Source organism: Candidatus Goldiibacteriota bacterium HGW-Goldbacteria-1 (assembly GCA_002839855.1).
GTDB lineage: Bacteria > Oederibacteriota > PGYV01 > PGYV01 > PGYV01 > PGYV01.
Genome location: PGYV01000018.1, coordinates 1 through 15,316 on the forward strand (window position 1 = coordinate 1; position 15,316 = coordinate 15,316).

At 42.3% G+C, this 15,316-nt stretch carries 14 protein-coding genes and 1 tRNA gene; all 15 read left to right on the forward strand.

The genetic code is table 11. The features are described 5' to 3' along the window. The coding region (locus CVV21_12660; GenBank protein ID PKL90449.1) for an elongation factor Tu at positions 1-110 on the forward strand (110 nt) is incomplete at its 5' end. Positions 111-122: 12 nt separating this feature from the next. After that, positions 123-272 (forward strand): 50S ribosomal protein L33, encoded by a 150-nt coding sequence (gene rpmG / locus CVV21_12665; GenBank protein ID PKL90450.1) that lies wholly within the window; start codon positions 123-125, stop codon positions 270-272. A gap of 7 nt (positions 273-279) precedes the next feature. After that, positions 280-356, forward strand: a tRNA-Trp gene (locus tag CVV21_12670). Between the two features lie 110 nt (positions 357-466). After that, positions 467-649, forward strand: coding sequence for a preprotein translocase subunit SecE (locus CVV21_12675; GenBank protein ID PKL90451.1), 183 nt, complete (start codon positions 467-469; stop codon positions 647-649). 15 nt (positions 650-664) lie between these two features. Continuing rightward, positions 665-1,216 carry a transcription termination/antitermination protein NusG gene (locus CVV21_12680; protein PKL90452.1) on the forward strand — a complete coding sequence of 184 codons (552 nt, stop codon included), beginning with the start codon at positions 665-667 and terminating at the stop codon, positions 1,214-1,216. A gap of 22 nt (positions 1,217-1,238) precedes the next feature. Then, positions 1,239-1,676, forward strand: coding sequence for a 50S ribosomal protein L11 (rplK, locus tag CVV21_12685; protein PKL90453.1), 438 nt, complete (start codon positions 1,239-1,241; stop codon positions 1,674-1,676). A 30-nt stretch (positions 1,677-1,706) separates the two neighbouring features. Continuing rightward, on the forward strand, positions 1,707-2,393 hold the full coding sequence (locus CVV21_12690) for a 50S ribosomal protein L1 (protein PKL90454.1): 687 nt from the start codon (positions 1,707-1,709) through the stop codon (positions 2,391-2,393). Positions 2,394-2,405: 12 nt separating this feature from the next. Further along, positions 2,406-2,933, forward strand: coding sequence for a 50S ribosomal protein L10 (rplJ, locus tag CVV21_12695; protein ID PKL90455.1), 528 nt, complete (start codon positions 2,406-2,408; stop codon positions 2,931-2,933). 36 nt (positions 2,934-2,969) lie between these two features. Next, positions 2,970-3,338 carry a 50S ribosomal protein L7/L12 gene (locus tag CVV21_12700; GenBank protein ID PKL90461.1) on the forward strand — a complete coding sequence of 123 codons (369 nt, stop codon included), beginning with the start codon at positions 2,970-2,972 and terminating at the stop codon, positions 3,336-3,338. Between the two features lie 199 nt (positions 3,339-3,537). Continuing rightward, complete coding sequence (gene rpoB, locus CVV21_12705; GenBank protein PKL90456.1) at positions 3,538-7,299, forward strand: DNA-directed RNA polymerase subunit beta; 3,762 nt, start codon at positions 3,538-3,540, stop codon at positions 7,297-7,299. 104 nt (positions 7,300-7,403) lie between these two features. Then, positions 7,404-11,522, forward strand: a complete 4,119-nt coding sequence (gene rpoC, locus CVV21_12710) for a DNA-directed RNA polymerase subunit beta' (protein PKL90462.1) — start codon at positions 7,404-7,406, stop codon at positions 11,520-11,522. A 662-nt stretch (positions 11,523-12,184) separates the two neighbouring features. Continuing rightward, complete coding sequence (locus CVV21_12715; protein ID PKL90457.1) at positions 12,185-12,559, forward strand: 30S ribosomal protein S12; 375 nt, start codon at positions 12,185-12,187, stop codon at positions 12,557-12,559. A gap of 38 nt (positions 12,560-12,597) precedes the next feature. Then, positions 12,598-13,065: a 30S ribosomal protein S7 gene (locus tag CVV21_12720; GenBank protein ID PKL90458.1), complete on the forward strand. Its 468-nt coding sequence runs from the start codon at positions 12,598-12,600 to the stop codon at positions 13,063-13,065. 53 nt (positions 13,066-13,118) lie between these two features. Then, positions 13,119-15,221 carry an elongation factor G gene (gene fusA / locus CVV21_12725; protein PKL90459.1) on the forward strand — a complete coding sequence of 701 codons (2,103 nt, stop codon included), beginning with the start codon at positions 13,119-13,121 and terminating at the stop codon, positions 15,219-15,221. A 16-nt stretch (positions 15,222-15,237) separates the two neighbouring features. Continuing rightward, positions 15,238-15,316: elongation factor Tu (locus tag CVV21_12730; GenBank protein ID PKL90460.1), on the forward strand; the 79-nt coding region annotated here is incomplete at its 3' end.

Genomic DNA, 15,316 nt, shown 5'->3' on the forward strand with positions numbered 1-15,316 from the left:
TAGAAGTGGAACTGATAATGCCGATAGCCATGGAACAGGAATTAAGGTTCGCCATCCGCGAAGGCGGAAGGACAGTAGGCTCCGGTGTTATAACGAAGATTCTGGAATAACGGGCGGATAACATGAGAGACATTATAACTTTAGCTTGCACTGAATGTAAAAGAAGGAACTACACCCAGACCAAGAACAAGAAGCTGCATACGGAAAAACTTGAAGTGAATAAGTATTGTAAGTTCTGCAAAAAACATACTAATCACAAAGAGACCAAGTAAAAAACGTAGGCCAGTAGCTCCAATTGGTAGAGCAGTGGTCTCCAAAACCACGTGCTGGGGGTTCGAATCCCTCCTGGCCTGCCAGAATACGGCGGATCCGGAGAAAGCAATAAGATATAGGCAAGAAAGATTTGGATTGTAAGGCAAGGCGAAGGTTAAACTTCGTAATCCTCTTTCCGGCTTAAGGAGAAAAAATGAAAAGGTTTATTGAATTTTTAAAAGTGGCCTGGCTTGAATTGAAAAAGGTAACATGGCCCGGAAGAAAACAGATAATAGCATCCACAATTGTTGTTATTGTGGTGGGTTTTTTTCTCATGTTATATATTGGAATACTTGATTTTGCGCTTGCAAAAGCGGTCAAGTTTATATTCAGGTAAAAGGCGGGATAATAGATGGCTTCCAGATGGTATTTTATAAGCACTTACGCGGGTCAGGAAAATAACGTAAAAGAAAACATGCTGCAGAGAATACAGACATACAGCCTTGAAAATAAGATTACTAATGTATTAATACCTTCCGAGAATGTTACGGAAATAAAGAAAAAGAAGAAAGTGGTTAAGAACAGAAAGTTTTTCCCGGGATATATAATGATAGAAATGGATGTAGAAGTGGACAGCGAAGAAGGCAAGGAAATACTTTACATAGTAAGAAATACACCCAAGGTAACCGGGTTTGTAGGCACTAAATCAAGGCCTATACCGCTTTCTGACAGCGAAGTAACGGACATCATGGATCTTATGGAAGACAGAAAGAAAAAGCCAAGGATGGCTTCATATTTTGAAATTGGCGAACACATAAAGATAACAGACGGGCCGTTCCTTAATTTTAACGGAATAGTGGAAGAAGTAAACCCGGAAAAAGGAAAGATGAAAGTCATAGTTACAATATTTGGAAGGCCAACCCCGGTAGAACTTGAATTCAGCCAGGTTGAAAAGATAGTATAAACTCAAGGAAGGTGGATTGAAGATGGCTCCAAAAGGAAAAGGCAAGAAGTTAATGACTCAGATAAAGCTGCAGATTACTGCGGGAAAAGCCAATCCGGCTCCTCCGGTAGGGCCTGCGCTTGGTCAGCATGGCGTTAATATTATGGAATTCTGCAAACAGTTTAACGACAGGACAAAAGAAAGGGGAGACCTTGTTCTTCCTGTTGTAATAGATGTGTTTGAAGACAGGTCGTTTACATTTATCCTTAAGACGCCGCCTGTTCCGGTACTGTTAAAGAAAGCTGCAAATGTAATTAAAGGTTCGGGACAGCCAAACAAAATTAAAGTGGCAAAGGTAACAAAGGAGCAGGTTAAAGAAATAGCAATAACAAAAATGCCTGACCTTAACTGTACAAAAGTTGAATCTGCAATAAGAATGGTTGAAGGCACAGCTAAAAACATGGGAATAGAAGTAGAATAAATAACATATAAGGAATAAGGAGCAATAACAATGGGCAGCAAAAGGCATGATGCAGCAGTAAAGCTTCTTGAAAAAAGCAAAGTTTATGAAGTTGAAGAAGCTGTAAAATTATTAAAACAGACGGCAAATGTTAAATTTGACGAGAGCATTGACATAGCGGTAAACCTTGCCAAGAAACCGGTTCAGGCAGAGCAGCAGATAAGAAGCACCATAGTGCTTCCCAATGGCAGCGGCAAAAAGGTTAAAGTCATTGTTTTTGTAAAAGGAGACAAACAGAAAGAAGCGCTTGCGGCGGGAGCCGACGAAGTAGGGGCGGAAGAGCTTATTGAAAAGATAAAAGGCGGATGGCTTGGTTTTGACATAGCAATTGCCACTCCGGAAATGATGAAAGAAGTCGGCAAGCTGGGTAAGATTCTTGGAACAAAGGGCCTTATGCCTAATCCTAAATCCGGAACCGTTACGCTTGAAGTGGGAAAAGCTGTAAAAGAATTCAAAGGCGGAAAGGTTGAATACAGAAATAATAAAGAAGGCGTAGTGCATGTGCTTGCAGGCAAGGCTTCGTTCGCGGAAAACGCGATTGCAGAAAATATAACTGCGTTTCTTAAAGTGTTTCTGAAACTTCCGGCCCTGGCAACTAAAGGACAGTATGTTAAAAGCATTTACGTGTCCACGACAATGGGTGTCGGAGTTCCCGTAAACTTTAAGAAATTCATATAAAGAGGTGCTTTAATGGCTAAAGAACAAAACAAATCTAAAAAACAGATTTTTGTTGATGAAGCGGTTTCAAAGATAAGGGAATCAGCGGGTTTTATCATCACTGATTACCAGGGTCTTACCGTTGAACAGGTTAATAAGTTAAGGCGCGAGCTGGAAAAAGTGGGAGCTATTTATAAGGTCACAAAGAACACTGTATCCAAGCGTGCTCTTGATGCAATGAACATTAACGGCGACGTTAAGAAAATGTTCAAAGGCGTAACCGGAGTGGTATTCAGCAATGATTACGTTTCAGCGGCAAAAGTGCTGGCGAATTTCGCAAAAGAAAATGAAAAGCTTCAGATTAAGGGCGGCTTCATTGAAAAGAAGCATTATTCAATGGACGAGATTAAAGAAATAAGCAAGCTTGCAAGCAAGGAAGAACTTATTGCAAAGCTTGTTTACACACTGAATCAGCCGATAGTAAAGTTTGTGACCCAGCTTTCAAAACCCGTAAAAGATGTGGTATATGCGATAAACGCCGTAAAAGACAAAAAAGGCTAATTTTTAAAAATATCAAGGAGGTGTCATACAATGGCAATGTCGAAAGAGGATTTTATTAAGGAAGTCGAATCCATGACGGTTATGGAGCTCAATGAGCTTGTAAAGGCTCTTGAGGAAAAGTTCGGTGTTTCAGCATCAGCACCTATGATGATGGCAGCAGCACCGGCAGCCGGAGCGGCAGCAACAGAAGAAAAAACATCATTTGATGTTGTTCTTACCAACGCTGGCGGAAACAAGATTCCGGTAATCAAGGTTATCAGGGAAATCACCAACCTCGGACTTAAAGAGGCGAAGGATATAGCCGATAACACGCCGAAACCGGTAAAAACCGGAGTTGCAAAGGACGAAGCAGACAAGATCAAAAAACAGCTTGAAGAAGCCGGAGCGACTGTAGAATTAAAGTAAGTCTATGTCATATTGGGCGCCCCCTGTAAAAGGGGGCGCCGGACATATACGTTCTTTAAAGATTTTTTTCTAAGACGGATTAATTCCCGTGCTCGTATATTTACGGACACGGGTGATAGTATTTTTAGGGTTATAATAACCATTCGGAATGCGGCGAACCGTCCGCGCCGCAATCAAAATATATATAGGAAGGGGATCTATGGCAAGAATCAAACAGAAAACAAATATCGAGGAGATTCTTGATATCCCTGATTTGATGGATATCCAGAAAAAGTCTTATAAAGAATTCCTTATGTACGAAACCCCCGCTGATAAAAGAAAGAACCAGGGGCTTCAGGATGTATTCGGGAGTGTTTTCCCCATCTCTGATTATAACGGCATTTATACCCTCCAGTTTGTGGGTTATGAATTTGGAAAACCCAAACACGAGGTTGAAGAGGCCATTGAAAGGGGAGAGAGTTTTTCATCACCTTTGAAGGGTATTTTCAGGCTTGCCATAAATGAAAAAAATGAAAAAACCGGACAGATGGACCTTAAAGAAGCGCCTGAACAGGCAGTCCACCTTTGCGATATCCCATTAATGACAGACAGGGGTACATTTGTAATAAACGGCGCTGAAAGGGTCATCGTCAGCCAGCTTCACCGTTCCCCGGGTGTAAGTTTTGAAGAAGAAGAAGAAAGCGAAGGCTTAATGGGCATTCCCATGTATATAGGAAGAATAGTTCCTTACAGGGGAACCTGGCTGGAATTTGAATATGATGCTAATGACATAACACACGCTAAACTTGACAGAAAGAAAAAGATATATGCCACCACACTTTTAAGGGCGCTTGGTTTTGGCAGGACAGAAGACATCCTTTCTATCTTCTTTAAATCAGAAGAGACAGAATCGGACAGCCGCGACCTTACCAAAAAAATACTTTTCAAGGATGTAATTGACAAATCTACCGGCGAGATAATTGCCGAATCCGGCGCGTTAATTACAAAAGAAATGGCAAGCAAGATAAGGGATCTTAATATTAAAAAAGTGACCACTATTATTTGGGACGAAGATAACCCATACATCAACATCATCAAGACGATAAAAAAAGACAGCATAAAATCAGAACAGGAAGCACAGGTGGAAATCTACAAGAAGATGAGGCCCGGCGAACCTGCCACATTAACCGGGGCAAAAACACTTTTTAAAAATCTGTTTTTTGACCACAGGCGCTATAACCTTGGACAGGTAGGCAGATACAAGATAAACAAAACAGTAAGGGCAATTATTGACGCGGAAAAAGAACAGAAGAATTTCGACATTAAAGAGATTATGGAAAATGTAAGTTCCATTGTTGAAGGAAGAAAGAATAAGAACGGAAAAAAGATTGAAGCCATTCTTGATGATATTTCCACTGAAAAAGTGCTTACTGAATTTGACCTTGTATTTGCCATTGCGCAGTTTTATAAAGTCAATTCAGGCAGGATGGAAAAGAGCGATATTGACCATCTTGGAAACAGGCGCGTAAGGGCTGTCGGTGAACTTGTAGAAAATCAGTTCAGGGCAGGGCTTGTAAGAGTGGAGAAAATGATAAGGGAAAGAATGACTATCATTGACATGAAAAACGCCATACCGGCTAACCTTATTAATCCTAAACCGCTTGTAGCTGCAATTAAGGAATTCTTTGGAAGCTCGCAGCTTTCCCAGTTTATGGATCAGGTTAACCCGCTTGCTGAATTAACGCACAAAAGAAGGATATCCGCGCTTGGGCCGGGCGGTCTTAACAGGGAGCGCGCAGGCTTCGAAGTCCGCGACGTTCACTATACGCATTACGGAAGGCTTTGCCCTATTGAAACTCCTGAAGGCCAGAACATCGGCCTTATCACTTCGCTTGCCACATATGCAAGTGTAAATGAATACGGGTTCATAGAAACGCCTTACAGAAGGGTAAAAAACGGCAAACTTACCGGGGAAATTGAATACTTAACAGCTGACAGGGAAGATGATTTTAAAATAGGGCCTGCTGATGTTGTAACTGATGACAAAGGGCTTATTACACAGGATCTTGTACTGGTAAGAACACAGGGTGATTTTCCTATGGTGCCTCCGCAGGAAGTGGATTACATTGATGTGTCTCCGAAACAGGTTGTGTCGGTTGCCGCTTCGCTGATACCTTTCCTTGAACACGATGACGCCAACAGGGCGCTTATGGGTTCTAACATGCAACGTCAGGCTGTCCCTCTTTTAGTCACTGATGCCCCTATAGTGGGCACCGGTATGGAACACAAGGCTGCAGTGGATTCCGGCCGCGCTATAACCGCGATAAATTCGGGTGTGGTTGCGTATGTGGATGCGGAAGTAATAATTGTAGCCACAGACAGGGAAGGCAAGAACCTGCGCGAAAAACTTGATATTTATAAAATGAAAAAATTCAAGAGGACCAACCAGGACACTACGATAAATGAAAAGCCAAGGGTTAAAAAAGGCGACAAAATTAAGAAAGGCCAGGTAATAGCAGACGGCCCTTCAATGGATAAAGGCGAAATGGCGCTTGGTAAAAACGTGGTAATAGCGTTCATGCCATGGAATGGATACAATTATGAAGATGCTATCGTTCTGTCAGAAAATCTGCTTAAGAAAGACACTTTCACGTCGGTTCATATTGAAGAATATGAAGTGGAAGCAAGGGACACAAAACTTGGGCCGGAAGAAATTACCCGCGACATACCCAATGTAAGCGAAGAAACGCTTAAGAATCTTGATGAAGAAGGAATCGTAAGGACAGGCGCCAAGGTAAAACCCGGCGACATTCTTGTGGGAAAAGTAACACCCATATCGGGAAGCAACCTGACACCTGAAGAGAAACTTTTAAAGGCAATCTTCGGTTCAAAAGCTGATAACGTGAAAGATACTTCTTTAAGGGTTCCGCCGGGCATTGAAGGCATAATCACTGATATTAAGGTATTTGCCAGAAAAGAGCGCGGAAAAAAGAAAGGCAAAGAAGAAGAAAATATTTCAAAAGTAAAGAAAGAAAAAGATAAAACAATTGCAGAACTTGAAAAGCAGCTTAAAGACAATGTTAAGGAAATTGAAGGTAATAAAGATTACAACAAAGATGAAAAGGCAAAGCTTATAGAATTTGAAGAAATTTACTGCGATTACATGAGGAATAAGCTGGAAGAAGAGTTCAGGCTGTTAAAGAACAACAAAGGCGATGATCTTCCGCCCGGCGTAATAAAGATTGTAAAAGTGTTAATCGCAAAGAAAAGAAAGATATCCGTAGGCGACAAGATTTCCGGGCGCCACGGAAATAAAGGTGTTATTTCAAGGATATTGCCTGTTGAAGATATGCCGTACCTTGCTGACGGCACACCCGTGGATGTTGTTTTAAATCCGCTTGGTGTTCCTTCGCGTATGAACGTAGGGCAGCTGCTTGAAACACAGCTTGGATGGGCAGGCAAAAAAGAAGGCGTTAAATTCCAGACACCGGTATTCAACGGAATGCAGGAAGCGGAAGTAAAGGAATGGATGAAAAAAGTTGGAATGGCGGACAGCGGCAAAAGCACGCTTTATGACGGAAAAACAGGAAAGTCATTCGCGCAGGCAGTAACCGTGGGCGTCATGTACATGATGAAACTTGTCCATATGGTTGACGACAAGATACACGCCCGTTCAATTGGGCCATACTCGCTTATTACACAGCAGCCTCTTGGCGGTAAGGCGCAGTTTGGCGGACAGAGATTCGGAGAAATGGAAGTCTGGGCTCTGGAAGCTTACGGTGCGGCTTACACACTTCAGGAAATGCTTACTGTAAAATCTGACGATGTTGAAGGCAGAAAAAGGCTGTATGAAGCGATAGTAAGAGGCAAGAACATACCGGAACCGGGAATACCCGAATCCTTTAACGTTCTTGTAAAAGAACTTCAGGGCCTTGCCTTAAACGTGGAACTGGTCAGCAGGAAGTCAGCCAAGAAGCAGTAAGATAAATTCATAATAAGGAGAGCTTGTAAATGGCGAAAGATAAAAAGAAAAAAGATAAAAAGAAAAAAGAAGCCCCCGAAAATATTACAATTAATCTTAAGGATATGCTTAAGAAGCCCGAAGAGAAAAAGCACAGGGATATAGAATTTAATGCTATAAAAATATCCATAGCTTCCCCGGAACTTGTAAGGGACTGGTCAATGGGCGAAGTAAAGAAACCCGAAACCATCAACTACAGGACGTTTAAACCGGAATTTGAAGGGTTATTCTGCGAAAGAATATTCGGGCCTACCAAAGATTATGAATGCGCCTGCGGTAAATATAAGAAACAGCGCTATAAAGGCGTTGTCTGCGACAAATGCGGCGTTGAAGTGACAGAGACAAAGGTAAGAAGGGAAAGAATGGGTCACATTGAACTTGCGGTGCCGGTGGTACACATATGGTACTTAAAAGGCATCCCTTCAAAGCTTGCGTATCTTCTGAATACATCAGCCAGAAATCTGGAAAAAGTTATATATTATGAAAATTACATAGTAATAGATCCGGGAGCGGCGGAAGAAGTTAAAAAGTACGAACTGCTTACGGAAGATGATTATATAAGGCTTAAAGAAAAATACGGCGAACAGCTTAATGTAAAAATAGGCGCTGATGCCATTAAGGCAATGTTAAGGGATACGGATATTGACAAGCTGGCAAAGGAATTAAGAAAGCAGATTGCAAAAACCGTTTCATTACAGAAGAAGAAAGACATAATCAAAAGGCTTAAAGTTGTTGAAGCGTTCCGTAAATCCGGAAACATTCCCGGATGGATGGTCCTTGATGTACTTCCGGTAATTCCTCCGGAATTAAGGCCTCTTGTACAGTTAGACGGCGGAAGGTTTGTTACTTCCGACTTAAACGACCTTTACAGAAGAATAATAAACAGGAACAACAGGCTGAAAAAACTTATAAGCATCAATTCACCGGAGCTTATAGTAAAGAACGAAAAGCGAATGATACAGGAAGCTGTAGACGCGCTGTTTGATAACGGAAGGCGCGGGCATCCTGTGCGCGGCGCAAGAAACAGGCCGTTAAAATCATTAAGCGATATGTTAAAAGGCAAACAGGGACGTTTCAGGCAGAATCTGCTTGGTAAAAGGGTGGACTATTCGGGACGTTCAGTTATCGTTGTAGGTCCGGATCTTAAACTTCACCAGTGCGGGCTTCCAAAAAAGATAGCGCTTGAATTATTCAAGCCGTTTATTATCAATAAAGTTCAGGAAATGGGTTACACAATAAAAAGCGCCAAAAAGATGGTTGAAAATGTACGCGCGGAAGTTTGGGATATTCTGGAAGAAATTCTTGAAGACCATCTGGTATTGTTAAACCGCGCTCCCACTCTTCACAGGCATTCCATTCAGGCTTTTGAACCAAGGCTTGTTGAAGGCAACGCTTTAACACTTCACCCGCTTGTCTGCGGCGGTTTTAACGCCGATTTTGACGGTGACCAGCTTGCCGTTCATGTGCCGCTTTCTTATGAAGCTCAGGTGGAAGCAAGAATGCTTATGCTTGCGCCTTTAAACATTCTGTCTCCTGCCAGCGGAAAGCCAATCATTGTACCTAACCAGGACATTGTATTGGGGCTGTACTACATAACCAAAGAAACGGGCAAACAGAAATCCGCCGCGGAAAAGAAGAAAAAATTTTACTCCGAAGAAGAAGCCCTTATGGCTTATGACCATGACGCCATTGACTTACACGAAATGGTTGCCGTTAGAATGAGAAATAAACTTGTTGAAACAAGCGCCGGCAGGCTTATCTTTAATCAGATACTTCCCAAAGGCCAGGACAAAAACGGCAAGTTTATGGAATATGTAAATGACAAAATGACAAAGAAACAGATTGTAAAACTTATCGGCGTGGTATTTGAAAGATACGGCTCCAAAGTAACGGCAGAGATGCTTGATAAAATGAAAGAGCTTGGATTCAAACAGTCCACACTTGCGGGCTTTACAATCGGCGTTGCAGATTTAAAGATACCGGATGAAAAACAGGGGCTTGTAGCTGAAGCAGCAAAGAAAGCCATTCAGATAAGGTCGCAGTATAACAAGGGTATCATTACGGACGGCGAAAGATACAACAAGATTATAGACATATGGACCACCGTAACCGATAAAGTTGCGGATTATATGTTCAAAGAACTTGAAGAGGATCAGGCCGGATTTAACCCTGTGTTTATGATGGCGGATTCGGGCGCAAGGGGTTCCAAACTGCAGATAAGGCAGCTTGCAGGAATGAGGGGACTTATGGCCAAACCGCAGAAGAAGATGACCGGAGGCGTGGGCGAAATTATCGAAACTCCCATCAAATCCAACTTCAGGGAAGGGCTGTCGGTTCTTGAATATTTCATATCCACTCACGGAGCAAGAAAAGGACTTGCGGATACCGCTTTGAAAACGGCTGACGCGGGATACCTTACAAGAAGGCTTATAGACGTAGCGCAGGATGTAATTGTCACAAATAATGACTGCGGTACAATAAATGGAATCAATGTAATGGCCATAAAAGAAGGCGGCGAAGTCATAGAACCCCTTGCAGACAGGATAATGTGGAGGGTGGCTGTAGATAACGTTGTTGATCTTGTTACAGACGAAGTAATTGTAAAAGCAAACACGCTTATAACGCCGGAAGTCGCAAAAAGAATTGAAGAAGCGGGATATGAAAGAATAAGGGTACGTTCCGTACTTACCTGCGAAACAAGCGAAGGCTGCTGCGCAAAATGTTACGGCGCGGATTTAACATCGGGTAAGCTTGTTGACCTTGGCGAAGCGGTGGGTATTATAGCCGCGCAGTCAATTGGAGAGCCGGGTACCCAGCTTACGCTTAGAACCTTCCACGTCGGCGGTACTGCCAGCCGTGTTGTTGAACAGTCTGAAATCAAGGCTAAACACGAAGGTGTTGTGGGCTTCAGCGGAATTAAGTATGTTACGGATGAAGAAGGCGATATGATTGTGACGAACAGAAGCGGAGAAATTTCTGTTTTTGATAATAACAAGGTGGAAAGAGAACTGCACCACATTGCATATGGTACAAAACTTAAAGTAAAAGACGGCCAGAAAGTTAAAGACGGCGACACCATCGGATTATGGGATCTTTATAACATCCCGATCTTTACCGAAAAAGCCGGTAAAGTTGTATTTGATGATATAGTAGAAGATGTTACCATGCTTGAACAGGCTGATGCCGCAACCGGACAGCTTGGCAAGTTCATAATAGAATCAAAAGAAAAGCTCTACCCGCATATCAATATCGTTGATGAAAAGGGAGAACAGATTGCATCCTATTCCATACCGGTAGGCGCAAAGCTGGAAGTTGAAGACGGCGATAAGGTTAAAGGCGGAAAGATTCTTGCCAAGTTCCCAAGGGAACTTTCCAAGACGCGCGACATCACCGGCGGTCTTCCAAGGGTTGCGGAACTTGTGGAAGCCAGAAGGCCCAAGACCCCTGCTGTTATCACTGAAATAGACGGAAGGGTAAGATTTGAAGAATCCTCCACAGGCGTACGTAAAATTATCATTCAGAGCGACGATGGAGTGCAGAGAGAATATGCCATACCGCACGGCAAGTATATTAACGTGCGCGAAGGCGACGTGGTAGAAGCGGGAGAACAGCTGGTTGACGGAAACGTAAACCCGCATGATATCCTTCAGGTAAACGGAGAAAACGCCGTTCAGGAATATCTTCTGAACAAAGTTCAGGAAGTTTACCGCCTTCAGGGTGTTCAGATACACGACAAACACATTGAAGTTATAGTAAAGCAGATGATGAGAAAGGTTAAGATAGAAGACCCGGGCGATACGGAATTCCTGATAGACGAACAGGTTGACCGTTTTGCGTTCAAAGCCGAAAATGAAAAGATGGAAAAAGACGGAAAAGCACAGGCAAAGGCAAAACCGCTTCTGCTTGGCATCACCAAAGCCGCGCTTTCAACTGAAAGCTGGGTTTCCGCCGCATCTTTCCAGGAAACAACAAGGATTCTTATTGACGCCGCAGTTAACGGAAAAGTGGATAAATTAAAAGGCCTTAAAGAGAATGTTATCATAGGCCACTTAATTTCCGCCGGAACAGGCGTAAATGAATTCAAGAAATTCAAGAAAGTGGAAAAGAAAAAAGGACGCAAGTCAAAGATAGGCCCTGTTGAAGAAACAGAAGAATCAGCAGAGGCAGAAGAAGCGGAAGAATAAAACATTAATTCAAAGCCCCGGGATAACCTCCCGGGGCTTTTTTATTTATACTAATTGAGTTTGGTATTTATTGTAGAGGCGTAATACATTACGCCTCGTTTTTTACACGAATGTATAATGGTCTGTCCTGGTAACCGCACCTTTTAAGGTGCGTGTTCTTGAATTCTGTAATTTATCGTAAAGGCGTAATATATTACGCCTTGTTAAAAAAACGGATGTTTTCCTGGTAGGCGCGGTTTTTTGCCCGCGTGGTTTATTTTCTGAAATACCGTAATAAACGGATTGCGAAATAAGGGGTTAGAAAAAAAGAAGTGAAATATGCGGCAGGGAATTTAAATATTTATTAAAAAATTGTTTTTAAACTGTTATTTAAAATAAAAAAATAAATAAATTTAGGTTTTACGATGCAGAAAAGTGTATAAAATGCAGTAAAAACGCCATAAAAATGGCTTTTTTTAAAGCGAAAAAAAGCGCAGTAAATAATGAAAATAAATTAAAATATATGTTGACAATAAAGTGTATTTTGGATAATATATACAAGTTTTCAATTGCTCTTTTTAATTTTTATAGTATACAAATGTATCCATATAAAAAGGCAAAAAGGGCATAAAAGGCACTTTTTGCCTTTTGTATTTTACAAGTTTATGAAGGAGGCTTTTGATTTGCCTACAATCAACCAGTTGGTAAGACACAAGAGAACGAAGATGAATGTAAAGACGGCATCGCCGGCTTTAAGGCAGTGCCCGCAGAAAAGGGGCGTTTGCACAAGGGTTTACACAGTAACCCCTAAAAAGCCTAACTCCGCTTTGCGTAAAGTTGCAAGGGTAAGGCTTACAAACAAGATGGAAGTATCGTGCTACATACCGGGCGTTGGCCATAACCTTCAGGAACACTCTATCGTTCTTGTCAGGGGCGGCAGGGTAAAAGATCTTCCCGGCGTACGATATCACATTGTACGCGGTTCGCTTGATACGCAGGGTGTTCAGAATAGAAAACAGAGCAGATCTAAATACGGCACAAAAGCGCCGAAGAAGTAATAAAGCTTAAATCATTTAATACTTAAGGAGCATTAAAAATGCCAAGGAAAAAGAGAACGGTAAAAAGAGAAATTAAAGCAGATTCAAAATATAACAGTCTGATTATTGCAAAGCTTATCAACTGCATTATGTATCAGGGCAGAAAAAGCGCGGCAGAATCAATTGTTTATGGAGCGCTTGAATACATTGATAAAAAGGGAAAGAATTCCATGGAAGTTTTCAAAACTGCCATAGAAAACATCAAGCCCCTAATGGAACTTAAATCAAGAAGGATCGGCGGCGCAAACTATCAGATACCTGTAGAAGTTAACGTAGACCGCAGGCAGTCGCTTGCCATCAGATGGCTTATTAACGCCACGCGTGACCGCAAGGAAAAGTCAATGGTTGAAAGGCTTGCGCTTGAATTACTGGCAGCAGAGCAGAACCAGGGCGGAGCAATGAAGAAAAAAGATGATACGCATAAAATGGCAGAAGCAAATAAGGCATTTGCCCATTACAGGTGGTAGCAGACAGTTTTTCAATTGAGTAATAACAACGAATAAAATATCAGGAGATAACAATGGCAAGGGAATTCCCGTTAGACAAGTTAAGGAACATAGGCATAATGGCCCACATAGACGCAGGAAAAACAACACTTTCAGAGCGCGTTCTTTATTATACGGGTAAAACCCATAAAATCGGCGAAGTGCACGAAGGCGCCGCAACAATGGACTGGATGGAGCAGGAACAGGAAAGAGGCATAACAATAACTTCTGCCGCTACCACATGCTTCTGGAAAGATTACAGGATTAACCTTATCGACACACCGGGACACGTTGATTTTACGGTTGAAGTTGAAAGGTCATTAAGGGTACTTGACGGGGCTGTATGCGTATTTGACTCTGTAAACGGTGTTGAACCGCAGTCAGAAACGGTATGGCGCCAGGCTGATAAATATGATGTTCCCAGGATGATATTTTTTAATAAAATGGACAGGATAGGCGCTGATTTTAAGATGTGCCTTGAAAGTGTTATAGAAAAGCTTGGCGCTAAACCCGTTGCCATGCAGATACCAATAGGCGCGGAAGATAAATTTGAAGGCGTAATTGACCTTGTAAAGATGAAAGCTATAATCTGGCTTGCTGAAACACTTGGCGCCCAGTTTGAAGAAAGGGAAATACCTGCGGAACTTCTTGATGAAGCGAAAGCTTACAGGGAAAAACTTATGGAAGCCGCTTCTGATTATGATGAAAAAATAATGGAAGCGTTTCTTGAAGGCAAAGAAGTATCAGAAGACGCAATAAGAAAAGCCATTCGCGTGGGAACGTTAGCTCTTAAAATATTCCCGGCATTCTGCGGAACCGCTTTTAAAAATAAAGGCGTTCAGCCGCTTCTTGACGGCGTGCTTGCGTATCTTCCTTGTCCGCTTGACCTTCCTCCTGTTAAAGGGTTTGATCCCAACGCGCCTGAAGGCGAAGTAAGGGAAATAGAAAGGGTGGCATCTGACACAGAAAAGTTCACGGCACTGGCGTTTAAGATTATGTCAGATCCTTTTGTGGGAAGGCTTACATATTTCAGAATTTATGCCGGTTCAATTCAGTCCGGTTCGTACGTATATAACTCTGTAAAAGGCAAAACCGAAAGGTTGGGCCGTATTATCAGAATGCACGCAAACACAAGGGAAGAAATTAAAGAAGCATGTACAGGCGACATTGTTGCCGGAATTGGTTTTAAAGATACGTTTACGGGCGAAACGCTTTGCGATGAGAACAACCCGATAATCCTTGAAAAAATGGAATTCCCGGAACCTGTTATCTTTATCGCTGTTGAACCAAAAACGAAAGCAGACCAGGAAAGAATGGGTATTGCGCTTAATAAACTTGCTGAAGAAGACCCGACATTCAGGGTAAGGACAGATGAAGAAACATCCCAGACAATTATTTCAGGTATGGGCGAGCTTCACCTTGAAATTATTGTTGACCGTATGAGAAGGGAATTCAAAGTTGAATGTAACGTTGGAAAACCTGAAGTATCATACAGGGAAACAATTGCCGGTTCTGCCAAAGATATTGAAGGAAAGTATATAAGGCAGACAGGCGGACGCGGACAGTATGGACACGTCTGGATAGATCTTGAACCGCTTCCAAAGGGCGGCGGATATGAATTTGTAAACAAAATAGTCGGCGGCGTAATTCCAAGAGAATTCATACCGGCTGTTGATAAAGGCATTCAGGAAGCTGCGGCCAACGGCGTTATCGCTGGTTATCCTGTAATGGATATTAAAGTGACTCTTCATGACGGTTCTTATCACGATGTTGACTCTTCAGAAATGGCTTATAAAATAGCAGGATCTATGGCGTTTAAAGAAGCTTTTAAAGCTGCAAATCCTCAGGTTCTTGAACCTATAATGGATGTTGAAGTTGTAACCCCGGAAGATTTCATGGGAGACATAATTGGAAACCTTAGTTCCCGCCGCGGAAGAATTGACAGAATGGAAAAAAGGGCAAAAGCCCAGCACATAAGGGCGTTTGTACCGCTTGCAGATATGTTTGGATACGCTACGGACTTAAGGTCGCTTAGCCAGGGAAGGGCCATGTATACCATGCAGTTCAGCAAATATGACCCGGTTCCTAATAACATAAAAGAAACAATTGTTGCTAAATTCACAGGCAAAAGATCATAAAGGGAGGCAATAATCGATGGCAAAAGAAAAATTTGACAGGACGAAACCGCACGTAAACGTGGGAACGATAGGACACGTTGACCACGGCAAGACGA